The organism is Alphaproteobacteria bacterium (assembly GCA_020638555.1).
In the GTDB taxonomy this organism is placed as follows: Bacteria; Pseudomonadota; Alphaproteobacteria; order Bin95; family Bin95; genus JACKII01.
Map to the genome: position 1 here is coordinate 127,303 of JACKII010000003.1, position 24,517 is coordinate 151,819.

The following is a 24,517-nucleotide window of genomic DNA, read 5'->3' on the forward strand; positions in this document are numbered from 1 at the left end:
ATGCGCGTTGCCTTTTATGCGCCGCTGAAGCCGCCGGACCACCCCACCCCGTCCGGCGACCGCCGCATCGCCCGGCTGCTGCTGGAGGCGTTGCGGCTCGCCGGCCATGACGTGCATCTGGCATCCCGGCTGCGGTCGCGCGATGCGGTCGGCGACCGGCTGCGGCAGGCGCGGCTGGCCGACCTCGGCCAGCGCGTGGCAGCGCGGCTGCTGCGGCGGTATGCGGGCGCGGACGCCCGGCCCGACGCGTGGATCACCTATCACCTCTATTACAAGGCACCGGACTGGATCGGCCCGCACGTGGCGGCGGCGCTGGGCATCCCCTATATCGCGATCGAGGCCAGCCATGCGCCGAAACGCGCCGGCGGCCCCTGGGATCTGAGCCATCGCGCCGTCGCGCATGCGGTGCGCCAGGCGGCCCGCATCGTCTGCCTGAACCCGAACGACCGCGCCTGCCTGGAGCCGCTCGCCCCCGGCCGCATCGCCCTGTTGCCACCGTTTCTCGACCCGACCCCGTACGCGCCGGCGGCAGGCGCCCGCGCGGCCCTGGCGGCGCGATACGGCCTGCCGATGGGGGAGCCCTGGCTGCTGGCCGTGGGCATGATGCGGCCCGGCGACAAGCTCGCCTCCTACCGCCAGCTGGCCGCGGCCCTGACGCGCCTCACCGACCGCCCCTGGCGCCTGCTGGTGGCGGGCGACGGCCCGGCGGCGGCGGCGGTGCACGCCGCCTTCGCACCGCTGGCGGACCGTGTGCACTGGCTCGGCGCGCTGGACGAGGCGGCCCTCGCCCGCGTCTATCCGGCCGCCGACCTGCTGGTCTGGCCCGCGGTGCGCGAGGCGTTCGGCATGGCCTTGCTGGAAGCGCAGGCCGGCGGGCTGCCCGTGGTGGCCGGCCGCACCGACGGCGTGCCCGCGGTGGTCGCGGCCGACACGACCGGCCTGCTGCCGCCGCCGGACGACATCGCCGCCTTCGCCGCCGCCGTCGCCACCCTGCTCGACGACCCCGCCCGGCGTGAGGCGATGGGACAGGCTGCGCGGGCGCGGGTTTTGCGGCATCATTCGCTCCAAACCGCAGCCATCGCACTCGACCGCATTCTGACGGAGGCCCTATGCCACTCCTCAGCCTGATCCGGCACGCGCCCACCACCTGGAACGAGGCCGGACGCATCCAGGGCCAGACCGACACGCCGCTGAGCGAGGCCGGGCGCGCAGCCCTGCTGACCTGGGAGCCGCCGGCGCCGCTGCTGGCCGCCGACTGGTGGACCAGCCCCCTGCAACGCTGCCGCGACACCGCCCGGCACCTGGCCGGCCGCACCGTCGCCGTGGACGAGCGCTTGCAGGAAACGAACTGGGGCGACTGGCAGGGCAAGCGCCTCACCGACCTGCGCGAGAGCCTGGGCGAGGAAATGGCCGAAATGGAAGGCCGCGGCTGGGATTTCCAGCCGCCGGGCGGCGAAAGCCCGCGCCAGGTCTCGGCGCGGTTTCAGGACTTTGTGCGCGCGGTGGCGGAGCGCGACCGGCCGACCGTCGCCGTCACCCACCGGGGCGTGATCCGGGTCGCGATGGCGCTGGCGACCGGCTGGGATTTCCTCGGCAAGTCGCCGGTGAAACTGCGCCGCCCGGCCGCCCACGTGTTCTGGGTGACGGCCGAGGGCACGCTGGAATTGCGCGACGCCAATGTGCCGCTGGGCGAGCCGGTGCCATGAGCGACACCATGGCAGAGCGCGCCGGGGACGCCCCGAAAATCCTGTTCTGGGTCCAGCACCTGCTGGGCATCGGCCATCTGAAGCGCACGGCGACGCTGGCCCGCGCCCTGGCCCGGTCCGGGTTCGCTGTCACCGTGGTCTCCGGCGGTTTCCCGGTGCCGGGGCTGCGGCTCGACGGTGCCGGGTTCATGCAATTGCCGCCGGTGCGCGCGGTGGATGTGTATTTCAAGGACCTGCGCACCGAAGGCGACCGGCCCATCGACGACGCCTGGCGCGAGACGCGCCGCACCGCGCTGATGGCCGCCGCCGAGACGATCCGGCCCGACATCGTGCTGACCGAACTGTTTCCGTTCGGCCGCCGGCAACTGGCGTTCGAACTGGAGCCGTTCCTGACCGAAATGCGTGCCAGGGGCGTGCTGGTCGCCTGCTCCGTTCGCGATATCCTGGTGGAGCCGCCCAAACCCGAACGCCTGCTGGAAATGCTGGAGCGGACCGAGCGGCTGTTCGACCTGGTGCTGGTCCACGGCGACCCGGATCTGGTGCCGTTCGAAGAGACCTTTCCGCACAAGGAGCGCATCGGCGACCGCCTCGCCTATACCGGCTATGTGGTGGAAGAGCCGATCGCGGCGGCGGGCCGGGATGGCGAGGGCGAGGTCATCGTCTCCGCCGGCGGCGGTGCCGTCAGCGAACCGCTGCTGCGCGCGGCCCTGGCCGCGAAGCCGCTCAGCCGGGCGCGCGACCTGCCCTGGCGGCTGCTCTGCGGCGCCGGGATCGGCGAGGCGGCGGTGCGGGACCTGCAACGGCTGGCCGACGCGGACACGGTGGTCGAACCGGCCCGGCCGGACTTTCCCGGCCTGCTCGCCCGCGGGCGGCTGTCTGTGAGCCAGGCCGGCTACAACACCATCATGGACGTGCTGGCGGCGGGCATTCCCGGCGTCGTCGTCCCCTATGCGGGCGGGCTGGAGAGCGAGCAGACGCTGCGGGCGCGGCGGCTGGCGGAGCGCGGCGTGCTGCATGTGGTGAACGAGGCGGACCTGACGCCGGAGCGCCTGGCCGCCGGCATCGACCGGGCGCTGGCGGCCCCGCCCGGCTCGCTCGACCGGCTGGCCACCGACGGGTCTGCCGAGACCGTGCGCCTGTTGCGGGCGGCGCTGGCCCGGCGGCGCGCGTGAGCGCGTTCGCGCCGCTGCTGGCCGAACTCGACGCCTGGAGCGAGGCCGGGCGGGTGGCGCAATTCTGGTGGCGCGACGACGACGCCGCCGACGCCGCTCCGGCCCTGGCAACCATGCTGGCGCTGCGGCGCGCGGCGGAGGTGCCGTTGGCGCTGGCGGCGATCCCGCTGGCGGCGACGGACGCGCTGGCGGACGCTGTGGCGGCGGAGTCGGGCGTTCAGGTCTGGCAGCACGGCATCCGCCACGCCAACCGCGCCGCACCGCCGGCGAAAAAGCAGGAACTGGTGAGCGCGGCGCCGGATATCCGCGCCGGCCTGGAGGAAGGCCGGCGGCAACTGGCGCGGCGGTTCGGCGCTCGGGCGCGGCCGGTGCTGGTGCCGCCCTGGAACCGCATCGCGCCGGACCTGCTGCCGCTGCTGCCCGGCCTGGGGTTTTGCGGCCTTTCCACCTTCAAGCCGCGCTCGAAGCCCTTTGCCGCGCCGGGGCTCGGCCGGATCAACACGCATGTGGACCTACTGGATTGGCGGGCGGGGGCAAGTTTCCGCGGCGCCGAGGCCTGCGTCCGCGACCTGACCGCCCATCTGTCCGCCAAGCGCAACGGCCGGGCCGACGCCGACGAACCGACGGGCGTGCTCGGCCATCATCGGGTGATGCAGGCCGACGCCTGGGCCTTTCTTGGCGCGCTGTTCGCCGCTACAACAGAAAAATCGTGCTGCGTCTGGACGCTGCCCGCCTTCCCTGACCCGGCGTCGGAGCCCGAATGACCACCGCAGAGGCCCGTTTTCACTATCCGCTCGGCAATCTGGTGCCAGACTATCTGCGCGCCGGCGCCGGCTTCGGCCTGTCCATGGTGCCGCTGCCGGCGGCTTTGGGCGCGCATCCCCTGGTGCTGTTGATCGTCCTGGGGTTTGCCGGCCTGTTCGGCTCGTTCGGCGTGACGACCTTCATGCGCCAGAAATCGACGGTCATCGCCTCCGACGCGGGAATCCGGATCGAAGGCTTACGCAGCAAGGCGATTCGCTGGGAGGACGTGCAGGGGGTCGACCTGCGCTATTTTTCCACCCGCAAGGAAAAAGACAAGGGCTGGCTGCAACTGAAAGTGATCGGACCAAACGGAACCGTTAAGGTGGACTCGAACCTGGACGATTTCGACGGCCTGCTGCGTTGGGTGGTGACCGCTATCACTCGACACGATTTGTCGGTTACGCTTATTGGACGAGAAAACTTTGCATCCAAGGGCCAACCATTGCCCACCAGGGAGGATACCGCGTGACGCCGCTGCTTGAGGTCGAGAACCTCTGCATCGACTTCAGCCTGCCGAGCGGGCCGATGCGGGCGGTCGATGGGCTGAGCTTTCGCGTGCCGGCGGGCCGGACGGTCGCCCTGGTCGGCGAGAGCGGTTCGGGCAAATCGGTCACCGCCCAGGCGATCATGGGCATCCTGCCAAGGGTGGCCAAAATCACCGGGGGCGCCATCCGCTTTCGCGATCCCGCGGCCAATGGCGCCGTGGTCGACATCGCCCAACTGGCGCCGGACGGCGGCGCCTTCCGCAATCTGCGCGGCGGGCGCATCGCCATCATTTTCCAGGAGCCGATGACATCGCTCTCGCCGGTGCACACCATCGGCAACCAGATCGGCGAGGCGCTGGAACTCCACCGCGGCGTCGGCAAGACAGAGGCGCGCGCCGAAACCATCGAGATGCTGGACCTGGTCGGCTTCCCCGATCCGGAGCGCACCATCGACAGCTATCCGTTCGAACTCTCCGGCGGGCTGCGCCAGCGGGCGATGATCGCCATGGCGCTGGTCTGCCGCCCGGCGCTGCTGATCGCCGACGAGCCGACCACGGCGCTGGACGTGACGATCCAGGCGCAAATCCTCAAGCTTCTGAAGGATTTGCAGGCCCGTTTTCAGATGGCCGTGCTGATCATCACCCACGACCTGGGCGTGGTCGCCAATGTCGCCGACGAGGTGGTGGTGCTCTATCACGGTCGGCTGATGGAATCCGGTGCGGTCGAGGATATTTTCCGCGATCCGGGCCACCCCTACCTGAAAGCGCTGCTGCACGCGGTGCCACGCTTTCACATGGAAGTGGGCGAGCGGCTGGTGCCGCTGCGCGAGGTGGAAGCCGCCAGCGGCACGCTGCTGACGCCGCGCCCGCCCCTGGAAGGCCACGACCCGATTCTGACGGTCGCGGGGCTGACCAAATCCTTCGGCCAGCGCAAGCGCGGCCTGTTCGCGGGCAGCCATGCCGGCGGGCGGACACTGGCAGTGCGCGACGTCTCGTTCGCCATCGCTCCCGGCGAGTGCCTGGGTCTGGTCGGCGAGAGTGGCTGCGGCAAGTCCACGACCTCGAAAATCATCATGCAGGCGCTGGCCCCGGACAGCGGCAGCGTCACGCTGCGCACCGAGAACGGACCAGTCGACGTGTTGCATGCCGAAGGGGCGCAACTGATGCAGTTGCGCCGCCGGATGCAGTACATTTTCCAGGACCCGTTCAGCGCCCTGAACCCGCGCATGACCGTGTTCGACATCGTCAGCGAGCCGCTGGTGATCCATGGCATCGGCACGGCGGCGGAGCGGCGCGCCTTCGTCATCGAACTGATGCAGCGCGTCGGCCTGGACCCGCGCTATCTGAACCGCTACCCGCACAGCTTTTCCGGCGGCCAGCGCCAGCGCATCGGCATCGCGCGTGCCCTGGCGCTGCGGCCGCAAGTGCTGATCTGCGACGAGCCCGTCTCGGCGCTCGACGTGTCGGTGCAGGCGCAGATCCTGAACCTGCTGAAGGATTTGCAGCGGGAGTTGGGGCTGACCTACCTGTTCATTTCCCACAATCTGGCGGTGGTGGACTATATGGCGGACCGGATCGCGGTGATGTGCGCCGGGCGGCTGGTGGAACTGGCGCCGCGCGCCGCACTGTTCCGGGGCCCGCGCCATCCCTACACCCAGGCGCTGGTGAGCGCGGTGCCGGAGCCGAGCCTGGATCATCCGCTGGATTTCCGCCGGGTGATGGACGAACGCGCGTCCGACCCCGCGGCCTGGCCGCCCCCCTATGCCGACGCCGACGGCGCCGCGCGGCTGGTGGAGGTGGAGCCGGGCCACTATGTGCGCCAGCGCGCCGAAGCGGCGGCGGCGTGAGGGGCGGACCGACCATGCGCATTCTGGCATTGCTGTTGCTTTGGCTGTCGCTGAGTGCGGCCAACTACCTAGAAACGCCGTATTTCGCCGACAAGGTGAAGGCCGGCGACCTGCCGCCGGTGGCGGACCGCCTGCCCGAGACACCCGATGTCGAGCCCTTCGCCGACGCCTTTGCCGAGCCGGGCCGGGAGGGCGGCTCGATCAACATCCTAATGGCCAGCGCCAAGGACGTGCGCCAGATGGTGGTGTACGGCTATGCCCGGCTGGTCGGCTACAATCACCGGCTGGAACTGGAGCCGGACATTCTGGAGCGCTACACCGTCGAGGACGGGCGGATTTTCACGCTCTATCTGCGCAAGGGCCACAAATGGTCCGACGGCAAGCCCTTCACCTCCGACGATTTCCGCTATTGGTGGGAGGATATGGCGAACAATCCGGAATTGTCGCCCTCCGGCCCGCCGATCGAGATGCTGGTGGATGGCGAACCGCCGGTGGTGGAATATCCGGACGACACCACGGTGCGCTACACATGGCCGAAGCCGAACCCCACCTTCCTGCCGGCGCTGGCCGGCGCGCGGCCGCTCTATATCTATGCGCCCAAGCACTACCTGAAAAAATACCATCCGCGCTATGCCGACCCGGCCAAGCTGGAAGAGCGAGTGAAGAAGTCGAAGCGGCGCAACTGGGCCTCGCTGCACAACCGCAAGGACAATGCCTACAAGAACGACAATCCGGACCTGCCGACGCTGGAGCCCTGGCGCAACACCACCAAGGCGCCGGCCGAACGCTTCGTCTTCGAGCGCAACCCGTTCTATCACCGGGTCGATCCGCAAGGCCGGCAACTGCCTTATATCGACCAGGTGATCATGGGCATCGCCTCGTCCGGCCTGATCCCGGCCAAGGCCGGCAGCGGCGAAAGCGACCTGCAGGCCCGCTATCTGCGCTTCGACAATATCTCGTTCCTGAAGCAGAACGAGGACAACCACAAATTTCACACGCTGCTGTGGCGCACCGGCAAGGGCGCGGAACTGGCGCTTTATCCGAACCTCAACATCGAGGACCCGGTCTGGCGCGCCCTGTTCCGGGACGTGCGCTTCCGGCGGGCGTTGTCGCTGGCGGTGAACCGGCACGAGATCAACCAGGTGATCTTTTACGGCCGCGCCGTGAAAGCCGGCCCCGCGAACACCGTCCTGCCGGCAAGTCCGTTGTACGACACGATGCGGGATACCCGCTGGACCCAGTTCGACCTGAAGCGGGCGAATGCGCTGCTGGACGAAATCGGCCTGAAGCGAGGCCCGGGCGGCATCCGGCGCCTGCCGGACGGACGGCCGCTGGAAATCATCGTCGAAACCGCGGGCGAGAGCACCGAGCAGGTGGATGCCTTGCAACTGGTGCACGATTCCTGGCTGGACGCGGGCATCAAGATTTTCACCAAACCGCTGCAACGCGAGGTGCTGCGGAACCGGATCTTTGCGGGCCAGACGCAGATGGCGATCTGGTTCGGCCTGGAAAACGGCCTCGCCACCGCCGAAATGTCGCCCGCCGAACTGGCGCCGACCACGCAGCAGCAATTGCAGTGGCCGCGCTGGGGCCAATACTACGAGACCAAGGGCCAATCCGGCGCGCCCATCGACATGCCGGAGCCGCAACTCCTGTTCGACCTCTACCGGGATTGGCGCGAGGCTCGGACCGACGACGCCCGCCGCGCCATCTGGCGCGATATGCTGGACATCTGGACCGACCAGGTGTTCACGATCGGGCTGGCCGCAGGCGCCGAACAGCCGGTGGTCGTATCGAACCGCCTGCACAACATTCCCGCCAACGGCTTCTACAACTGGGATCCGGGGGCGCATTTCGGCTGCTACCGGCCGGACCGGTTCTGGCTGACACCGGAGTGAGGGTCCGCGCCATGCACACGCCGCAAGCAACGCACGACCCGAGGGACAGGCAGGCCGCCCGATGCTGAACTACACGGCCCAGCGCATCCTGATGATGGTTCCGACCCTGCTGGCGATCAGCGTGTTGGTGTTCGTCATCATCCAACTGCCGCCCGGCGACTATCTCACCACCTACATGGCCGAATTGCAGTCCCAGGGCGAGGCGGTCGACCAGAGCAAGATCGAGTTCCTGCGCCAGCAATACGGCCTCGACAAGCCCTATTGGGAGCAATACCTGCTCTGGCTCGGCGGCATGCTGACCGGCGATTTCGGCTATTCCTTCGCCTACGACCTGCCCGTGAGCGAGGTGGTGGGAGACCGGCTCTATCTCAGTTTCCTGTTATCGTTCTCCACCATCATCTTCACCTGGATCGTCGCCTTTCCCATCGGCATTTATTCGGCGACGAACCAGTATAGCTGGGGCGATCACGGCCTGACGCTGGTCGGCTTCCTGGGGCTGGCGACGCCGAACTTCCTGCTGGCGCTGGTGCTGCTCTATTTCGGCAAGGTCTGGTTCGGCACCTCCATCGGCGGCCTGATGGCGCCGGAATTCCTGGACCAGCCCATGTCCTGGGCCAAATTCCTGAGCGTGCTGGAGCATTTGTGGGTGCCGGTCGTGGTGATCGGCACGTCCGGCACGGCCGGCATGATCCGCCGCCTGCGCGCCAACCTGCTGGACGAACTGCAGAAACAATATGTGACCACGGCCCGAGCCAAAGGCCTCAGTCCCTTGAAAGTCTTGACGAAATACCCGCTGCGCATGGCGCTGAACCCGTTCATCGCCGACATCGGCAACCTGTTGCCGCAGGTGGTCTCCGGTGCCGCCATCGTCTCGCTGGTGCTGTCGCTGCCGACCACCGGGCCGATGCTGATCGAGGCACTCAGGGCGCAGGACATGTATCTGGCGGGCTCGTTCCTGATGTTCCTGGCCTCGCTGACGGTCATCGGCGTCCTGATCTCCGATCTGGCCCTGGCCGCGCTCGACCCGCGCATCCGCCTGGGCGGAGGCAATGGCGAATGACCGCCCCGCCCCGCCGCCCCGACCTGGACCCCCTGCCGCACACCGTTTCCAAGGCGCCGTTCGACCCCTATTCGGTCGAGGCCGTGACGGCCGAGCAGGAACGCTATTACCTGGCCACCCAGTGGCAGTTGATGTGGTGGAAGCTGAAACGCCACCGGCTGGCGGTCTGGTCCGGCCTGTTCCTGATCGCGCTCTACGCCTCGATCCTGGTCAGCGAAATCCTGGCACCCTACGCGCTGCAAACGCGGAACACCGACTTCCTCTACCATCCGCCGCAGGAGGTGCACTGGTTCCACGACGGCGCCTTCGTCGGCCCGTTCGTCTACAAGAGCGTCGGGGAGTTCGACCTCAAGGATTTCCAGTGGCGCTATACGGAAGACACGACCCTGCCGCAGCCGCTGCGCTTTTTCTGCCTGGGCGATTCCTACCGCTATTTCGGCATGATCGAGGGGCGGTTCCACCTGGTCTGCCCGGCCGAAGGCGGCCAGTTGTTCCTGCTCGGCACCGACCGGCTGGGGCGGGACGTGCTGTCGCGCATCATCTATGGCGCGCGCATCTCGCTGACGGTCGGCCTGTTCGGCATCACGATCTCGTTCGCCATCGGCATCCTCCTGGGCGGGCTGGCCGGCTATTACGGCGGCTGGGTCGACAATACGGTGCAGCGCGCGATCGAGGTGGTGCGCTCGTTTCCGGAACTGCCGTTGTGGATGGCCCTGTCCGCCGCCCTGCCGGTGACGTGGAGCCCGATCCTGGTCTATTTCGGCATCACCATCATCCTGGGCATGTTGGACTGGACCGGGCTCGCGCGCGCCGTGCGCTCGAAGCTGCTGGCTCTGCGCGAGGAGGATTTCACCACCGCCGCGGTGCTGATGGGCGCCAAGCCGGCGCGGGTGATCGGCCGCCACCTGATCCCCAACTTCATGAGCCATCTGATCGCATCGGCCACGCTTTCCATCCCCAGCATGATTCTGGGCGAGACCGCGCTCAGCTTTCTCGGCCTGGGCCTGCGCCCGCCGATCACCAGCTGGGGCGTGCTGCTGGTGGAGGCGCAGAACATCAACGTGGTCGCGCTCTATCCCTGGCTGATGCTGCCGGTGGTGCCGGTGATTCTGACCATCCTGGCCTTCAACTTCCTGGGCGACGGACTGCGCGACGCGGCAGACCCATACAAGAGCGGCTGATCACAAACCTTTGTTAACGCGTGCCGGCGCGGTGCAATTGCATCGTGCCGGGTCCGGGCGTAGGGTCTGCCGCTGGCGCTTATCCCCCTCCTGCGCCGCCCCCACTCAACCCCCGTCGCTTTGACGAAGGAGAGTTTTCATGCGGTTTCTTTTGGCGTTGGCCTTGGGCCTGTTCCTGGCGGCCTGTAGCACCAGCCAGCAGGCTGGCACCGATGCCAGCGGCACCGGCGGCACCGGCACCACCACCCAGCCGGCCGGCCCTGCCCCCAACACCCAGGCCTATTTGAACCAGACCATCGGCGATCGGGTCTTCTTTGATTTCGACCGTTACACCGTTCGCCCGGACATGCAGGGCACCGTGGCGGCCTGGGCCAAATGGATGCAGGAAAACCCGTCCGTTCGCGTGCTGATCGAAGGCCATGCCGACGAGCGCGGCACCCGCGACTACAACTACGCGCTGGGCGCCCGTCGCTCGCACGAGGTCAAGGTGGCGTTGATGGCCATGGGCGTCGCGGAAAACCGGATCGAGACCACGACCTTCGGCAAGGACCGTCCGGCCGTGCTCGGCTCGAACGAGGCCGCGTGGGCGAAGAACCGCCGCGCCGTCGTCGTGGTGCAATAAGAGACGGAGGGCGCCATGCGCTGGCAAACGACAGCCCTGCGCCTCCTCCTTCTCGGCCTGCTGCTGCCGACGGCAGCGGCAGGCGCCGACGACAGGGCGGCGCTGCGTGCGCCGCTGCTGCGCGGCGATTTCCAGGCCGCGGCCCAGCCGCGGCCGGCGGATGCGGCGGCATTGCCGCCCGCTCTGGCGGACGAGGCGGACTATTATCGCGGCCTCGCCGCCTTCGCCTTGCAGGACTACCCGACCGCCATCGCCACCCTCGGCCCGGTTGCGGAGAAGCACGGCGCACAGCCGCTGGGCCTGCGTGCGGCGGTGGTCGCAACGCTGGCGCTTTCGCGCAACGGCGACCGCGACAATGCCTGCCGCTATGCGGGCATCGTGCTGCCGCTGACCGACAAAATGGCGCCGATCTGGCGGGTCTGGGTCGAAGAGGCAAAACGCAGCAGCGGATGCGAATAGCCCGGCAAACCGGCCGTTAGGGCCGCGCCCCCTGCCGCCCGACTTTGCCGCAACAATCGGTGGATGGCCTGCGCGATGGGCAGTGCGGCGGATTTTCCCGGTCAACACGATTTTCCCCCTCCCGAGAGGACGGACCGTCCGCTCGGAGCGACCCTGGCGGTTGCGGTGTCCGGCGGTGCCGACAGCACCGCCTTGCTGCTGCATGCTGCGGCGACGCATACGCCGTCCGCGCTGGTCGCGCTCGCCATCGATCACGGCACCCGTGTCGCCACCGCAGCCGAGCGCGCCCGGATCGCCGGACTGGCGCAGCGCCTCGGCATCGCCTTCCGCACCCTGACCGTGCAGCCGAAGGGCCATGGCCACGCCCATTGGCGCGCGGCACGCCTGGAGGCTCTGGTCGGTTTCTGTCGCGACCACGGCCTTGCCCGGCTCTGGCTCGGCCAGCATGGCGACGACGCCATCGAGACCGCCGCCATCCGCCTGCTGGCCGGTGGCCCGCTGGAAGGGCTGGCCGGCATCAGCGCCGCCCGGAGCGTGGACGGCGTGCGGATCGAACGGCCCCTGCTCGACCGCTCGGCCCGCGACCTGCGCCGCGGCCTGATGGCCGCCGGCGTCGGCTGGGCGGAGGACCCGTCGAACCGCAACCCTGCCTACAAGCGCTCCGCTGTCCGCCGGGTGCTGAACGCCCCCCTCCCGGACCGGGTCGGAACGCAGGCACAAGCCCGGGACGCAGAGCGGGTGCGCCGCATCGCCCGCTGGCGCATGGCACGCGAGCGCCTGGAGGCGGAGGCCTGGGCGCTGGCGGCGACGGTCTCGCCGCTGGGCGCGGTGGCCTTCGATGCCGCGATGCTGCGCGCGCTTTCGCCCGGTCTCGCCGAACGTCTGCTGCGGCGCGCGGCCCGGCTGGCGGTCGGCCCGGCGACGGGGCGGCCGACCGGTTGCGCCAGGCCGACTTCGCGGCCGCCCTGCACCATGGCCCGCCCGCCACGCTGGGCGGCGCGCGGCTGGCGGCAGACGGCGGCCGTTGGTGGGTGGCGCGGCGGGCGGAAAGCATCGTCGCGGCCCTGCCTCTTAGCGGCGGCGCGGTATGCGAAGACACGGTCTGGGACGGGCGCTGCCGGGTGACCCTGCGCGCGGCACCGCCGGCCGGCGCCTGGACGGTCGAAGCCCTGGCGGGGCGGCGCGTCGGCGCCCTGGAGCGGCTGGCGCCGGCCACCGTGCTGGACGGCCTGCCGGCGCTTTTCGGCGACGGCCGCCTTGCGGCTATTCCGCACCTGGGCCTCTGGCGCGGGCCGCACGGCCCGTTCTGGGCGTCCAATCTGGCTTGCGCCTGGCTTACACCCGACGAGGCCGCGAATTTTCGGCTTGTGCCCTAGCCATCGCGTCTTATCTTCTTCATACATCCATAATGTCTGGAAGTCCGCATCGAGCGCGGGCCGCTTGGCGTCGCCAACCTGGGATACCTAATGCGCAATATCGTCGTTTGGCTGATAATCTTCGTTCTGCTGGTGGCGTTGTTTAACGCGTTCCAGGGCTCGGTCGGGACTTCGCACCGCAATCAGGTGGCCTATTCGGACCTGATTTCCGATGTGCGCAACGACAACGTACGCGACATGGAAATCAGCGGCCATGACGTGAACGGGCATTTCCGTGACGGCCGGGAATTCTATACGTATCTGCCGGACTCGAATGAGCTTCTGACCGAGGCCAAGAACAGCAGCGCCCGCGTCACCGCCGTGCCGCCGGAAGACAACACGCTGCTCAGCATCCTGATTTCCTGGTTCCCGATGCTGCTGCTGATCGGCGTCTGGATCTTTTTCATGCGCCAGATGCAATCGGGCGGCGGCCGCGCCATGGGCTTCGGCAAGTCCAAGGCCAAATTGCTGACCGAGCGCCAGGGCCGCGTCACCTTCGAGGACGTCGCCGGCATCGACGAGGCCAAGAGCGAGTTGCAGGAAGTGGTGGAATTCCTGCGCGACCCGCAGAAATTCCAGCGCCTGGGCGGCAAAATCCCCAAGGGCGTGCTGTTGGTCGGCCCGCCCGGCACCGGCAAGACGCTGCTGGCCCGCGCCATCGCCGGCGAGGCCAACGTGCCCTTCTTCACCATTTCCGGCTCGGACTTCGTCGAAATGTTCGTCGGCGTCGGCGCCAGCCGGGTGCGCGACATGTTCGAACAGGGCAAGAAAAACGCGCCCTGCATCATCTTCATCGACGAAATCGACGCGGTCGGCCGCCATCGCGGCGCCGGCCTCGGCGGCGGCAATGACGAGCGCGAGCAGACCCTGAACCAGTTGCTGGTGGAAATGGACGGGTTCGAGGCGAACGAGGGCGTGATCCTGATCGCCGCCACCAACCGCCCGGACGTGCTCGACCCGGCGCTGCTGCGCCCCGGCCGCTTCGACCGCCAGGTGGTGGTGCCGAACCCCGACGTGATCGGCCGCGAGAAGATCCTGAAGGTCCACCTGCGCAACGTGCCGACCGCCTCGGACGTCGACGCCAAGGTCATCGCCCGCGGCACGCCGGGCTTCTCCGGCGCCGACCTCGCCAACATCGTGAACGAGGCCGCGCTGCTCGCGGCCCGACGCAACCACCAGAACGTGTCCATGCGCGACTTCGAGGACGCCAAGGACAAGGTGATGATGGGGTCGGAGCGCCGCTCCATGGTCATGGCCGAGCACGAGCGCGCGCTGACCGCCTATCACGAGGCCGGCCACGCCATCGTCATGCTCAAGGTCAAGGGCCACGAGCCGCTGCACAAGGTGACGATCATCCCGCGCGGCCGCGCGCTGGGCGTCACCATGTTCCTGCCGGAGCGGGACGCCTATTCGAAGTCGGCCACGGAGTTGAAGGCGCTGATCGCCAGCCTGTTCGGCGGCCGCGTCGCGGAAGAGCTGATCTTCGGCAAGGATTTCGTCACCACCGGCGCCTCCGACGACATCAAGAAGGCCACCAGCCTCGGCCGGCGCATGGTCACCGAGTTCGGCTATTCCGAAAAGCTGGGCCCGCTGCGCTTTGCCGACAACGAGGAAGAGGTGTTCCTCGGCCATTCCGTGGCGCAGCGCAAGAACGTCTCGGACGCCACCGCCCGGCTGATCGACGAGGAAACCCGTCGCTTCGTCGAGGAAGGCGAGACCACGGCCCGCGCCATCCTGCTCGCCCACCTGGACGGGTTGCACCGTCTCGCCGTCGGCCTGATGGAATACGAGACGCTGAACCGCGACAATGTCGAGGCGCTGCTGCGGGGCGAGACCATCAACATCCAGCGGCCGCCCGAGGCATCGTCGGAGCCCAGCACGCCGGACAAGCCGGCCGACCATGGCGGGCGCTCCACCTTCCCCGCGACCAAGCCCCGCCCGGCCGAGGCGTGATCAAGACCCTATCGCCGCCCCGGCTCTATCTGGAGCCCCTCGACCTGCTGCCCCGTCCCAGCCGCCCGCACGCCGACAGCGTGCCGGCGCTGGGCGGTGCCGTTTCGGCACTGAGCATCGGCATCTGGCGGCCGGACACCCCCAAACCGCGCACGGTACTGGCCGCCGGCGAACTGCCCGCGTGGCTCGACACCCTGGACGCGGGCGAGCGCGAGCAGGCCCGGCGCGTCGTCGACCACTGGCGACGCCCACCGGGGTTTTGCGGCGTGCCGGACGGCCATGATGCACGGCCCTCGCTGATGGGGGTAGTCAATCTGACCCCCGACAGCTTCTATGCCCATTCCCGCAAGCCGGACATCGCCGCCGCCATCGCCCATGGCCGGCAACTGGCGGCGGAGGGGGCCGCGATCCTCGATATCGGCAGCCAGTCGACCCGGCCCGGCAGCGACCTGGTCGCCGCCACCGAGCGGGAGTGCGCGGCGGCCCTGCCGGTGATCCGCACGCTGGCGGCGGAAGGCGCCGTGGTCTCGACCGACACGCTGCGCCCGTCGGTGGCCGAAGCGGCGATTGCGGCGGGCGCCCGCATCGTCAACGACGTCTCCGGCCTGATGCCGGCGGCGGCGCTGACGGACGGCGCCGCGGTCGTCATCGGCCATATGCGGGGCAATCCCACCACCATGCAGCGCTGGCCGCGCTCGGCCCGCGGCATTTTCAGCCTCTATGACTGGTTCGACGCCCGGATCGCCGCGCTGACCGCCACCGGGGTGGCGCGGCACCGCATCGCCATCGACCCGGGTTTCGGCTTCGGCAAAGGGGTGCACCACAACCAGGCCATCTTGCAGCATCTGCCCCTGCTCTCCGGCCTGGGCGTGGCGATTGTCATCGGTGTCTCGCGCAAGGCCTCGCTGGGCTTCATCGCCGGCGCGCCGGCCGCCGCGGACCGCCTGCCCGCCTCGCTGGCGGCCGCCCTGGTCGCGGAACAGGGCGGGGCAGCCATTCTGCGCGTCCACGATGTCGCCGCCACGCGACAGGCGCTGCAAATCGCCCGATTCTTCCGCTAAAAGGGTATGAACCGAAACACGTAGGGCTGGCACAGCATGGCAGAACGACTCTTCGGCACCGACGGCATTCGCGGCACCGCCAACCAGCACCCGATGACCGCCCACCTGGCCGTGGACGTGGCCATGGCGACGGCGGCCGAGTTCCGGGAGCGCCGGCCGGCCGAGCACCCTCTGGTTGTGATCGGCAAGGATACCCGGCTTTCGGGCTATCTGCTGGAGTCGGCGATGGAGGCCGGCTTTCTCTCCATGGGGTTCGACGTGGTGCTGACCGGGCCGCTGCCGACGCCGGCGGTGGCGAACATGACGCGCTCGCTGCGGGCCGGCCTGGGCGTGGTCATCTCCGCCTCGCACAACCCCTATCAGGACAACGGCATCAAGATTTTCGGCGGCGACGGCTACAAGCTGCCGGACGACTGGGAACAGGCGATCGAGGCACGGATCGCCGAGCGCGGCTGGGCGCTGCCGCCGGTCGAGCGCATCGGCCGCGCCAGCCGGATGGGCGATGCCACCGGGCGCTATATCGAAATTGTCAAGCACACCCTGCCGCGCGGCCTGCGCCTGGATGGGCTGAAAGTGGTGGTCGATGCCGCCAACGGCGCGGCCTACCGGGCGGCGCCGCAAGCGCTGTTCGAACTGGGCGCCAGCGTCACCCAGATCGCCTGCGAGCCGAACGGCACCAACATCAACGCCGATTGCGGCGCCACCAAGCCGGAGGCGCTGGCCCGCAAGGTCTGCGAAACCGGCGCCGATCTCGGCATCGCGCTCGACGGCGACGCCGACCGGGTGCAACTGGTGGATGCCAAGGGCCGGGTGATCGACGGCGACCAGGTGATGGCGCTGATCGCCGGCAGTTGGTGCGCCCAGCAGCGGCTGACCGGCAATGGCGTCGTCGCCACCGTCATGTCGAATCTGGGGCTGGAGCGCTATCTGGAAAGCCTGGGAATGCTGCTGGTCCGCACCCCGGTCGGCGACCGCCATGTGGTCGAGCGCATGCGGGCCGAGCGCTACAATGTCGGCGGCGAGCAGTCCGGCCATATCGTCCTCAGCGATTACAGCACCACGGGCGACGGCCTGATCGCGGCATTGCAGGTGCTGGCGGTGCTGATGGAAAGCGGCCGGCCGTCGGACGAATTGCTCTCGGTGTTCGCCCCCTTCCCCCAGTTGCTGAAAAACGTCCGCTATGCCAATGGCAACCCGATGGATCACGACCGGGTCAAAAGCGCCATCCGCGACGCCGAAAAGCGGCTGAACGGCAGCGGGCGGCTGCTGGTGCGCAAGTCGGGCACCGAGCCGCTGATCCGTGTCATGGCCGAAGGCGAACGCGAGGATGAAGTCGCCGCCGTGGTCGACGCGCTCTGCGACGTGATCCGGGAGGTGGCAGCATGAGCCGGCCGCCACGGGTATTGGTCGTCGCGGGGTCGGATTCCGGCGGTGGCGCCGGCATCCAGGCCGATATCAAGACGCTGTCGGCGCTGGGCGCCTATGCCATGACCGCGGTGACCGCGATCACGGTACAGAACTCGCAGGGCGTCAGCGACGTGCACGCCATCCCGCCAGAGGTGGTGGCGGCCCAGATGCGCGCCTGCCTGGACGATATCGGCGCCGACGCCATCAAGCTCGGCATGTTGCATTCGGCGCCCCTGATCCAGGCGGTAGCCGAAGTGCTGGCGGACCATGCCGCCATCCCGGTGATTGCCGATCCTGTGATGGTCGCCAAGGGCGGCGCGGCCCTGCTGCAATCGGAAGCGGTGGGCGCGCTGGCGGAGCACATCCTGCCCCGCGCGCATGTGATGACCCCCAACACCGAGGAGGCGGCCGTGCTGATCGGCGCCGCCGTCGCCGATAGGGCCGACCAGGAGCGGGCGGCCCGGGCGATGGTCGAGCGGTTCGGCGCCGCCGTCCTGCTGAAGGGCGGGCATCTGAGCGGAGCCGGCGTGCTCAACCTTTTGCTGCAACCGGGCGGCGCGGCGGAACGCTTCGTCTCGCCGCGGCTGGAGACCCGCCACACCCATGGCACCGGCTGCACGCTGGCCTCCGCCATCGCCGGCGGCGTCGCCCATGGCCTGTCGCTCGCCGATGCGGTCGGGCATGCCTGCCGCTTCGTCCATGCCGGCATCGCCAATGCTCCGGGTTTCGGGCAAGGTCACGGGCCGATCGACCACCTTTCGACTCGATTCCGGCTGGAGTCGCGCGGTTGAATCGGCGATAAGGAAATGAGGTAACAGGGAATGCACTCCCCCACGGCCACGCGATTTCCCATCGGGCACCAAGGACGGATGTTGAATTGTTTCCCGGTCAGACCCTTGCCGATTGTGACCGCCCGTGCTTTCCGGCGGCGCTCGCCGCTGCGCCTCGGGCGCACCCAATCGCCCCTCGGGCGCACGCCGCTGCCCCTGGGGCGTGTGCCATCGCGCCTTGTACCGTGCCGGACTGACCCGTGACGTCCGCTCCCAAAGCCGAGTGGAGCGCCGAGGGCGGCGCGCTGGCGGTGATCCTCTCGGGCGCGTGGACGACCGAGGCATTGGATCAAACCGGCTGGCCGGGACCGGTGCCGGCAGAGGCCGCCGGCCAGACCGTCCGGGTCGATTTTCACGCCGTCGAGCCGCTGGACAGCAATGCGGCCCTGGCACTGTATCGCTGGATCGAACGCATCCGGCAGGTCGCCGCATCGGTCGACGTGCAGGGCGCACCCGAATTCTACGACCGGATTGCCGAGGCCTATCGCCTGCCCTCGGACGCAGCGCCGCCGCCGCGGCGCCGGTGGGGCGACTGGCTCGTCGATCTCGGCAAGCAGGCGGAAGCCGCGGTCGCCATCGTCCTGAACATGGTCGCGTTTCAGGGCCAGGTGACCGTCAGCCTGGTGCGGGCGCTGTTGCGGCCGCGGGATTTGCGCGGACGCTCCATCGTCTACCATATGCAGGCCGCGGGCGTTTCGGCGCTGCCGATCGTCGGCCTGCTCAGCTTCCTGCTGGGCGTGGTCACCGCCTATCAGGGAGCCGACCAGCTCTCGCGCTTCGGCGCGCAGATCTACACGGTCAACGTGGTCGGCGTCGGCGTGCTGCGCGAGATGGGGGCATTGATCACGGCCATCGTCGTCGCCGGCCGCTCCGCCAGCGCGTTCGCGGCCCAGATCGGTACCATGAAGATCAACGAGGAAATCGACGCCATGCGCGTGATCGGCCTCGACCCGATCATGCTGCTGGTGATCCCGCGCGTGCTGGCGCTGATGCTGATCTTCCCGTTCCTGGTGATCTTTGCCGATGCCGTGGGCGTGCTGGGCGGCGCCATCATGGCCACCTTCTCGCTCGACATCTCCTTCAGCCAGTTTACCCGCCAGTTCCATGCGGAGGTGTCGCTCTATCACTTTTGGGTCGGCATGGTGAAAGCGCCCCTGTTCGCCACCGCCATCGCCGCCATCGGCTGTCAACAGGGCCTGGAAGTCGGCCAGGGCGCGGCCTCCGTCGGCATTCGCACCACCGCGGCCGTGGTGCAGGCGCTGTTTTTCGTCATCGTGATCGACGCTATCATGTCGATTGTCTTCTCGGTCTTGGGAGTGTGAGCGACCATGGACCCGATTGAGCCCGCCTGGCAGGCGCAGACCGGCACCAACGAACCCGAGCCGCCGGCCGTGGAGGTGCGGGGCTTGCGCACCCAGTTCGGCACGCAGGTCATCCACGACAATCTCGACCTCGCCATCCGGCGCGGCGAGGTGTTCGGGCTGGTTGGCGGTTCCGGCACCGGCAAGTCGGTGCTGGTGCGCACCATTATCGGCCTGATCCGGCCGCGAGCCGGCGAAATCCGCGTGTTCGGCCAGGACACCCAGTCCGCCGGCGCCGCGGCCCAGGCCCTGCGCCGGCGCTGGGGCGTGATGTTCCAGGACGGCGCCCTGTTCAGCTCGCTGACCGTGGGCGAAAACATCGATGTGCCGCTGAAGGAGCACACCCGGCTCAAGGCCGCCGACCGACGGGAAATCGTCGCGCTGAAGCTGCGCCTCTCGGGCCTCGACCCGTCGGTGGAAAGCAAATACCCGTCGGAGCTTTCCGGCGGCATGCGCAAGCGGGCCGGTCTGGCGCGGGCATTGGCGCTCGACCCGCAGATCGTCTTTCTGGACGAGCCGACCGCCGGCCTCGACCCGATCGGCGCCGCCCATTTCGACGAACTGGTGCTGGAACTGCAATCGGCGCTGGGGCTGACCGTGGTGATGATCACCCACGACCTGGACAGCCTCTACACCGCCTGCAACCGCATCGGCGTGTTGCTGAACAAGCAGGCGATCTGCGGCACGATCCAGGAAATCCGGGCGCGGCCGGAACCCTGGATCCACGATTATTTCAACGGCCCGCGCGGCCGGGCGGCAGCCTATGCGGGAGCGGCATGATGGAAACGAGGGCAGGCTATCTTGCGGTCGGCAGCGCCGTCTTGATCTTGCTGGCGGCGGCCATCGGCTTCGTGCTGTGGATGGCGAAATACGACGGCAATGTGCAATACGACCGCTACTGGCTGTTCTTCACCGATTCGGTCGTCGGCCTGAAAACCGGCAGCACGGTGTCCTATCGCGGCATCGCGGTCGGCCAGGTGATCGACCTGCGCATCGACCCGCACAATGCGGAACAGGTCCGCGCCACCATCGAGGTGCTGAACTCGACGCCGGTGAAGTCCAGCACCGTTGCGAGCCTGGAATTGCAGGGGCTGACCGGTGGCTCGATGATCCTGCTTTCGGGGGGCTCCAAGAGCGACCCGCCGCTGAAGACGGCCCCCGACGACGACTATCCGGTGATCGGCACCAAGCCCTCGCAACTCGAACGCCTGTTCGAGGGGGCGCCGGCTCTGGTCGAACGGGTGGATACGCTGGTGAGCCGGGCCTCCCTGTTGCTGAGCGACGACAACCGGCGCGCCGTGTCCACCATTCTGGCCAATATGGCGGCGCTCTCCGACGACCTGAAAGCGGCGGGGCCGGGCGTGCGCGAGCTGATCGCCCGGACCACCACCACGGTCGCGGACGTGGATCGGATCGTCACCGAATCGGAAGACGATATCAAAACCGCCCTCGCCGCCACCGCCAAGACCATGCAGGCGGCCGAGCCCGTACTGGCGGAGGCGGAAAAAACCTTTGCGGCGTTCAAGGATGCCGGCACGAGCGTCAGCACCACCACGAACACGCTGAACGCGATGCTTCAGGAAAACCGCCGGCCGATACGGGATTTCACCCATGTCACTCTGTACGATATGAATGCCTTTATCGCCGACCTTCGCGAACTGGTGGGGTCGTTGCGACGCGTCGCCAACGAGCTGGGTCGCGACCCGGCCGGCTTCCTCTTCGGAAATCAGCAGAAGGGCTATGAAGCAAGATAACCCCCTCTTCCGCCGCCGCGCGCTTCTGGCCACCGGCCTGGGCGCGCTGGCGCTCGCCGGCTGCGAATCGCTCCTGCCCGGTCAGGGGCCGCCGCCGCGGCTCTATCGCCTGACGCCGAAAACCACCTATCCGGACCTGCCCCGGGTTGCCTGGCAGCTGGTGGTGGAACCGCCGGCGGCCCAGGCGAGCATCGACACGCCGCGCATCGGCCTGATGCTGTCGCCGGTGCGGTTCGACTACTACGCCCAGGCCAACTGGGTCGACCGGGCGCCGCTGATGGTGCAGTCGCTGATCATCGAATCCTTCGACAACAGCCATGCCATCGTCGCCGTCGGCCGCGAATCCATCGGTCTGCGCCCGGACTATGTGCTGAAAAGCGAACTCCGGGAATTCCAGGCGGAATCCCTGGACGACCGGCACATCGTCAACGTGGCGCTGCACTTCAAGCTGGTGCAGATGCCCGAACGGGTGATCGTCGCCTCGGCTGCGTTCGGCAAGGTCGTGGAGGCGCCGCTCGACCAGATGGGGCCGGTGATCGAAGCCTTCGACGAGGCCTTGGGCAAGGTGCTGAAGGACGTGGTGGTCTGGACCCTGACCGAAGGGCAGAAGGCCGAAGCCCTGCGCCGCAAGGGCCTGCAACGGCCGGACTCGACCGGCGCATCCCTCAGCCGCCCGCCCCTCAGCCGCTCGACCGGCACGGCACGGCCGATCCAGCGGCTAGCGCGGCCGTAGGCGCGCCAGGTCGGCCAGCACCGGCATGGCGGTCAGGGCATCGGCGGGCAGAGCGGCCCAGTCGATGCCGGACGGCGGCGGCAGCGGCTCGGCCACGGCGATCAGCCGGGTCGGCGTCGCGATCAGCGAGACCGGCTGGTCGTGGCCAGCGATGGGGAAATCCTCGACCACCTGCACGTCGTGCACCGTCGTCGCGACGGCCGCCGGCGCATGGCCGAGTTCGCGCAGAATCGCAAACTCCAGATCGCTGTACCCGGCCCCCTTGCCGGCACGCTTGCCCGCCGGCGTGACCGCGACGCAGCCGGTCACGATGGCATCGAACCGCGGCAGGTCCCCCAGCGCCATCGGCGTCGCGAACCGCTCCCACGCCGCGCGTGCGGCGGCCTGCCAGGCCAGTTCCGCGGGGATGGTCGCCGGATCCAGGAGCATGAAACCGCCGGCGAGCCGCGGCGTCGGCACATAGACCTCGATGCCCCGGCGCAGCGCCTCGGCCCGCACATGCCGTTGCGGGCTGTCGGGGTTGACCTTGATGCGGCGGGCCCCTGCCAGCAAGGGCGACCGGAACAGCATGGCGGCCGCCTCGCGCGCGCCCTTGAAGTTCGGGATGCGGCCGCGGGGTGGAAACGGATAGGCGGCCAACCCCTCGGATTCCAGCCGAGTCCACACATGGTCGCGGGCGCTGGCCTTGCTGTCGAAGCGCATGGAGACGCCTTCCGGCTGCGATAAAATGGCCTTTCTTTCTGAGGCGTCTGCAAGGCGTTGACAAGGTGCGATCAGACCTTTAACAACGCGCTCCTACCCCGCACTGCAGCGGTCGCCGACGGCGCCGCAGCGGTTCAGCCCAAATGCCCAGGTGGCGGAATTGGTAGACGCGCAGGTTTCAGGTACCTGTGGCCGCAAGGCCGTGGAAGTTCGAGTCTTCTCCTGGGCACCAAGCTTCGGCTAAGCCGTTGATCCACAACAAATCCAGCCCGATCAAGGGCCTGTGCCTCACCAACTGGTACACATTGGTGGGACGCAAACGATTCTGTTGCGGGTTGTTCGTCCGATGAAGCGACGCGAGGGCGCTGTCACGTTAACGACGGCAAGCCCAGAGGAAGACCCATTCCCAACTGCTCAGGCCATGACGGCGTCCCGCCAGCCGGCATGCGCTACGACGCGGACCGACTTCAGGGTTCGGCGGGAAATCCGCGAAATCTGACGGCGTTGCTGGTTGAACAGGTTGTAGACGGCGGGATGGATCGAGAGGAATTGTTGCGCCGGGCCGGGCGATCGAAATCCTCGTCGTTGCCGCTCCCGCTCTCGTGTCGGTCGATGCGAGACCTCAGCCCGGTTGTTGGAACGGCTGCCCGTGACGTGGCGGTCGCTGGGTCGCTGAGGCCCAGGTCGCCCAGCGCGGCGCCATTGGATCGAAGCCGGTCAGTCACGATTTCGTCTGAGACACAGCCCTGCCGCTTCAGCGGTATCCGCAACAGCTTGAGCGCGGCTTTCATGGCGCGGCGCGACTGGATGATGATGGCGGCTAATTGGAGTTGGAAATCAGCGATATCGCATCAAAATACTGGCGGAGAGGGAGGATTCGAACCCTCGAAGGACTTGCGCCCTTAACGGTTTTCGAGACCGCCCCGTTCAACCACTCCGGCACCTCTCCGCGCCCCAACGGCCGGGCCTTATAGCCTCGGGTGGGCGTCGAGGAAAGCAAAAAATTCGGGCGCCGGTCGCACTTCCTCCGACGCAGGAGTCGCATGCGAATATTCCATGCGGATTTGCAGGGTGAGGCGGTGCCCGAAAACCTCGCCACACTCCGCGGCATCACCCTCAATCTCCTCCAAACCGCAAGGCCAAAGCTCCCCATCAGCCGAAAGCGAAAACGCGCAGGATGGTCCGACGACTTCGCCAAATCCATCATCGGCCAAATGCGATAGCCCTGACGGCCCCTGCTGCAGGGGTTGACAGAAACGGCACATTCATTATTGTCCTCGCTTCGCTTTCAGGGCGAGCTCTCTGACGAAACCCGCAGGTTAACCGAACCGCGCCCGGGTTGGCGGCCAAGTCCAGTACGATGGCGGCTCCAGGCGCGAAGCGGAACGGAATTGTTCGAACATGTACGCAGTCATTCGCACGGGCGGCAAACAGTATCGCGTCGCCAAAGACGATGTCATCACGGTTGAGCGCCTGCCGGGCGATGCCGGCAACGAGGTGACGCTCGATCAGGTCCTCATGCTCTCCGGCGATGCCGGGGTGCGCGTCGGCGCACCCACGGTCGACGGCGCCAGCGTCAAGGCCGAGATCGTCGAGCAGAGCCGCGGCGACAAGGTCATCATCTTCAAAAAGCGCCGGCGGCAGAAGTCGCGCACGAAGAACGGCCACCGCCAGTTGCACTCGGTCCTCAAAATCACGGCGATCGACGGCTAGTCGCATCCCCGGTCAGTCTTTCCTCAGGAGACAGAGCCATGGCTCATAAAAAGGCAGGCGGCTCCTCGCGCAACGGCCGCGACAGCGAAGGCCGGCGCCTGGGCGTCAAGAAGTTCGGCGGCGAACTGGTCATTCCGGGCAATATCCTGGTCCGCCAGCGCGGCACGAAATTCCATGCGGGCGACAATGTCGGCATGGGCAAGGATCACACCCTGTTCGCCAAGACCGAAGGCCATGTGTCGTTTGTGCGCAAGCGCGGCGACCGGGCGTTCGTCAGCGTTCTGCCCATTGGCGCGGCCCAGGCCGCCGCCGTGGACGGCGACGACTAACGGCAAACGGTCTCGGGGCCGCCCGG

24 protein-coding genes and 2 tRNA genes are annotated in these 24,517 nt (G+C 68.3%); 24 read left to right on the plus strand and 2 right to left on the minus strand.

The window, feature by feature from the left end:
* The 21 genes from H6844_12155 to H6844_12255 all read left to right on the plus strand — a co-directional run bounded on the left by H6844_12155 (position 1) and on the right by H6844_12255 (position 21,747).
* Entirely contained in the window at positions 1–1,128 is a 1,128-nt protein-coding gene (locus tag H6844_12155) for a glycosyltransferase family 4 protein (protein ID MCB9930151.1), read from the plus strand.
* Complete coding sequence (locus H6844_12160) at positions 1,110–1,706, plus strand: histidine phosphatase family protein (protein ID MCB9930152.1); 597 nt, start codon at positions 1,110–1,112, stop codon at positions 1,704–1,706. Before H6844_12155 ends, H6844_12160 begins: the two co-directional genes overlap by 19 nt.
* A complete protein-coding gene (locus tag H6844_12165) occupies positions 1,703–2,878 on the plus strand; it encodes a glycosyltransferase (protein MCB9930153.1) in 1,176 nt (391 codons plus the stop codon). The genes H6844_12160 and H6844_12165 overlap by 4 nt, the downstream gene beginning before the upstream one ends.
* A complete protein-coding gene (locus H6844_12170) occupies positions 2,875–3,642 on the plus strand; it encodes a hypothetical protein (GenBank protein MCB9930154.1) in 768 nt (255 codons plus the stop codon). The genes H6844_12165 and H6844_12170 overlap by 4 nt, the downstream gene beginning before the upstream one ends.
* Positions 3,639–4,151, plus strand: a complete 513-nt coding sequence (locus H6844_12175; protein MCB9930155.1) for a hypothetical protein — start codon at positions 3,639–3,641, stop codon at positions 4,149–4,151. Before H6844_12170 ends, H6844_12175 begins: the two co-directional genes overlap by 4 nt.
* 56 nt (positions 4,152–4,207) lie before the next feature.
* Positions 4,208–6,013 carry an ABC transporter ATP-binding protein gene (locus tag H6844_12180; GenBank protein MCB9930156.1) on the plus strand — a complete coding sequence of 602 codons (1,806 nt, stop codon included), beginning with the start codon at positions 4,208–4,210 and terminating at the stop codon, positions 6,011–6,013.
* Between the two features lie 14 nt (positions 6,014–6,027).
* A complete protein-coding gene (locus H6844_12185; GenBank protein ID MCB9930157.1) occupies positions 6,028–7,911 on the plus strand; it encodes an ABC transporter substrate-binding protein in 1,884 nt (627 codons plus the stop codon).
* Positions 7,912–7,972: 61 nt separating this feature from the next.
* Complete coding sequence (locus H6844_12190) at positions 7,973–8,971, plus strand: ABC transporter permease (protein ID MCB9930158.1); 999 nt, start codon at positions 7,973–7,975, stop codon at positions 8,969–8,971.
* On the plus strand, positions 8,968–10,152 hold the full coding sequence (locus H6844_12195; GenBank protein MCB9930159.1) for an ABC transporter permease: 1,185 nt from the start codon (positions 8,968–8,970) through the stop codon (positions 10,150–10,152). The genes H6844_12190 and H6844_12195 overlap by 4 nt, the downstream gene beginning before the upstream one ends.
* Positions 10,153–10,291: 139 nt before the next feature.
* Positions 10,292–10,774 (plus strand): peptidoglycan-associated lipoprotein Pal, encoded by a 483-nt coding sequence (gene pal, locus H6844_12200; GenBank protein MCB9930160.1) that lies wholly within the window; start codon positions 10,292–10,294, stop codon positions 10,772–10,774.
* A 15-nt stretch (positions 10,775–10,789) separates the two neighbouring features.
* On the plus strand, positions 10,790–11,233 hold the full coding sequence (locus H6844_12205) for a hypothetical protein (GenBank protein ID MCB9930161.1): 444 nt from the start codon (positions 10,790–10,792) through the stop codon (positions 11,231–11,233).
* Between the two features lie 165 nt (positions 11,234–11,398).
* Positions 11,399–12,358: a tRNA lysidine(34) synthetase TilS gene (tilS, locus tag H6844_12210; protein ID MCB9930162.1), complete on the plus strand. Its 960-nt coding sequence runs from the start codon at positions 11,399–11,401 to the stop codon at positions 12,356–12,358.
* The gene (locus H6844_12215; protein ID MCB9930163.1) at positions 12,355–12,609 is read left to right on the plus strand and encodes a hypothetical protein; all 255 of its coding nucleotides are present in this window, start codon (positions 12,355–12,357) and stop codon (positions 12,607–12,609) included. The genes tilS and H6844_12215 overlap by 4 nt, the downstream gene beginning before the upstream one ends.
* A gap of 90 nt (positions 12,610–12,699) precedes the next feature.
* Positions 12,700–14,601, plus strand: coding sequence for an ATP-dependent metallopeptidase FtsH/Yme1/Tma family protein (locus H6844_12220; GenBank protein MCB9930164.1), 1,902 nt, complete (start codon positions 12,700–12,702; stop codon positions 14,599–14,601).
* Positions 14,598–15,662 carry a dihydropteroate synthase gene (gene folP, locus H6844_12225; GenBank protein MCB9930165.1) on the plus strand — a complete coding sequence of 355 codons (1,065 nt, stop codon included), beginning with the start codon at positions 14,598–14,600 and terminating at the stop codon, positions 15,660–15,662. The genes H6844_12220 and folP overlap by 4 nt, the downstream gene beginning before the upstream one ends.
* 36 nt (positions 15,663–15,698) lie before the next feature.
* Positions 15,699–17,048 carry a phosphoglucosamine mutase gene (locus tag H6844_12230; GenBank protein MCB9930166.1) on the plus strand — a complete coding sequence of 450 codons (1,350 nt, stop codon included), beginning with the start codon at positions 15,699–15,701 and terminating at the stop codon, positions 17,046–17,048.
* A complete protein-coding gene (gene thiD, locus H6844_12235) occupies positions 17,045–17,860 on the plus strand; it encodes a bifunctional hydroxymethylpyrimidine kinase/phosphomethylpyrimidine kinase (protein ID MCB9930167.1) in 816 nt (271 codons plus the stop codon). Before H6844_12230 ends, thiD begins: the two co-directional genes overlap by 4 nt.
* A gap of 239 nt (positions 17,861–18,099) precedes the next feature.
* Positions 18,100–19,221: an MlaE family lipid ABC transporter permease subunit gene (locus H6844_12240; GenBank protein MCB9930168.1), complete on the plus strand. Its 1,122-nt coding sequence runs from the start codon at positions 18,100–18,102 to the stop codon at positions 19,219–19,221.
* 6 nt (positions 19,222–19,227) lie between these two features.
* Positions 19,228–20,040: an ABC transporter ATP-binding protein gene (locus tag H6844_12245; protein ID MCB9930169.1), complete on the plus strand. Its 813-nt coding sequence runs from the start codon at positions 19,228–19,230 to the stop codon at positions 20,038–20,040.
* Positions 20,037–21,014 (plus strand): MCE family protein, encoded by a 978-nt coding sequence (locus tag H6844_12250; protein ID MCB9930170.1) that lies wholly within the window; start codon positions 20,037–20,039, stop codon positions 21,012–21,014. Before H6844_12245 ends, H6844_12250 begins: the two co-directional genes overlap by 4 nt.
* On the plus strand, positions 21,001–21,747 hold the full coding sequence (locus H6844_12255) for a membrane integrity-associated transporter subunit PqiC (protein ID MCB9930171.1): 747 nt from the start codon (positions 21,001–21,003) through the stop codon (positions 21,745–21,747). Before H6844_12250 ends, H6844_12255 begins: the two co-directional genes overlap by 14 nt.
* On the opposite strand, the gene H6844_12260 is transcribed toward H6844_12255, so the two are convergent.
* Positions 21,733–22,449 (minus strand): 5-formyltetrahydrofolate cyclo-ligase, encoded by a 717-nt coding sequence (locus H6844_12260; protein MCB9930172.1) that lies wholly within the window; start codon positions 22,447–22,449, stop codon positions 21,733–21,735. The genes H6844_12255 and H6844_12260 overlap by 15 nt on opposite strands.
* A 145-nt stretch (positions 22,450–22,594) precedes the next feature.
* On the opposite strand from H6844_12260, the gene H6844_12265 reads away from it, so the two are divergent.
* Positions 22,595–22,681: transfer RNA gene (locus H6844_12265), tRNA-Leu, on the plus strand.
* 628 nt (positions 22,682–23,309) lie between these two features.
* Here H6844_12265 and H6844_12270 read toward each other — a convergent pair.
* A tRNA-Ser gene (locus H6844_12270) sits at positions 23,310–23,398 on the minus strand.
* A 452-nt stretch (positions 23,399–23,850) separates the two neighbouring features.
* On the opposite strand from H6844_12270, the gene rplU reads away from it, so the two are divergent.
* Positions 23,851–24,162 carry a 50S ribosomal protein L21 gene (gene rplU / locus H6844_12275; GenBank protein ID MCB9930173.1) on the plus strand — a complete coding sequence of 104 codons (312 nt, stop codon included), beginning with the start codon at positions 23,851–23,853 and terminating at the stop codon, positions 24,160–24,162.
* A gap of 38 nt (positions 24,163–24,200) precedes the next feature.
* A complete protein-coding gene (rpmA, locus tag H6844_12280) occupies positions 24,201–24,491 on the plus strand; it encodes a 50S ribosomal protein L27 (GenBank protein ID MCB9930174.1) in 291 nt (96 codons plus the stop codon).
* Positions 24,492–24,517: the final 26 nt, after the last annotated feature.

Coding starts and splice junctions, on each gene's coding strand:
- H6844_12155 (MCB9930151.1), top strand. CDS start 1: ATGCGCGTTGCCTTTTATGCGCCGCTGAAGCCGCCGGACCACCCCACC.
- H6844_12160 (MCB9930152.1), top strand. CDS start 1,110: ATGCCACTCCTCAGCCTGATCCGGCACGCGCCCACCACCTGGAACGAG.
- H6844_12165 (MCB9930153.1), top strand. CDS start 1,703: ATGAGCGACACCATGGCAGAGCGCGCCGGGGACGCCCCGAAAATCCTG.
- H6844_12175 (MCB9930155.1), top strand. CDS start 3,639: ATGACCACCGCAGAGGCCCGTTTTCACTATCCGCTCGGCAATCTGGTG.
- H6844_12180 (MCB9930156.1), top strand. CDS start 4,208: ATGCGGGCGGTCGATGGGCTGAGCTTTCGCGTGCCGGCGGGCCGGACG.
- H6844_12185 (MCB9930157.1), top strand. CDS start 6,028: ATGCGCATTCTGGCATTGCTGTTGCTTTGGCTGTCGCTGAGTGCGGCC.
- H6844_12190 (MCB9930158.1), top strand. CDS start 7,973: ATGCTGAACTACACGGCCCAGCGCATCCTGATGATGGTTCCGACCCTG.
- H6844_12195 (MCB9930159.1), top strand. CDS start 8,968: ATGACCGCCCCGCCCCGCCGCCCCGACCTGGACCCCCTGCCGCACACC.
- pal (MCB9930160.1), top strand. CDS start 10,292: ATGCGGTTTCTTTTGGCGTTGGCCTTGGGCCTGTTCCTGGCGGCCTGT.
- H6844_12205 (MCB9930161.1), top strand. CDS start 10,790: ATGCGCTGGCAAACGACAGCCCTGCGCCTCCTCCTTCTCGGCCTGCTG.
- H6844_12220 (MCB9930164.1), top strand. CDS start 12,700: ATGCGCAATATCGTCGTTTGGCTGATAATCTTCGTTCTGCTGGTGGCG.
- H6844_12230 (MCB9930166.1), top strand. CDS start 15,699: ATGGCAGAACGACTCTTCGGCACCGACGGCATTCGCGGCACCGCCAAC.
- thiD (MCB9930167.1), top strand. CDS start 17,045: ATGAGCCGGCCGCCACGGGTATTGGTCGTCGCGGGGTCGGATTCCGGC.
- H6844_12245 (MCB9930169.1), top strand. CDS start 19,228: ATGGACCCGATTGAGCCCGCCTGGCAGGCGCAGACCGGCACCAACGAA.
- H6844_12250 (MCB9930170.1), top strand. CDS start 20,037: ATGATGGAAACGAGGGCAGGCTATCTTGCGGTCGGCAGCGCCGTCTTG.
- H6844_12255 (MCB9930171.1), top strand. CDS start 21,001: ATGAAGCAAGATAACCCCCTCTTCCGCCGCCGCGCGCTTCTGGCCACC.
- H6844_12260 (MCB9930172.1), bottom strand. CDS start 22,449: ATGCGCTTCGACAGCAAGGCCAGCGCCCGCGACCATGTGTGGACTCGG.
- rplU (MCB9930173.1), top strand. CDS start 23,851: ATGTACGCAGTCATTCGCACGGGCGGCAAACAGTATCGCGTCGCCAAA.
- rpmA (MCB9930174.1), top strand. CDS start 24,201: ATGGCTCATAAAAAGGCAGGCGGCTCCTCGCGCAACGGCCGCGACAGC.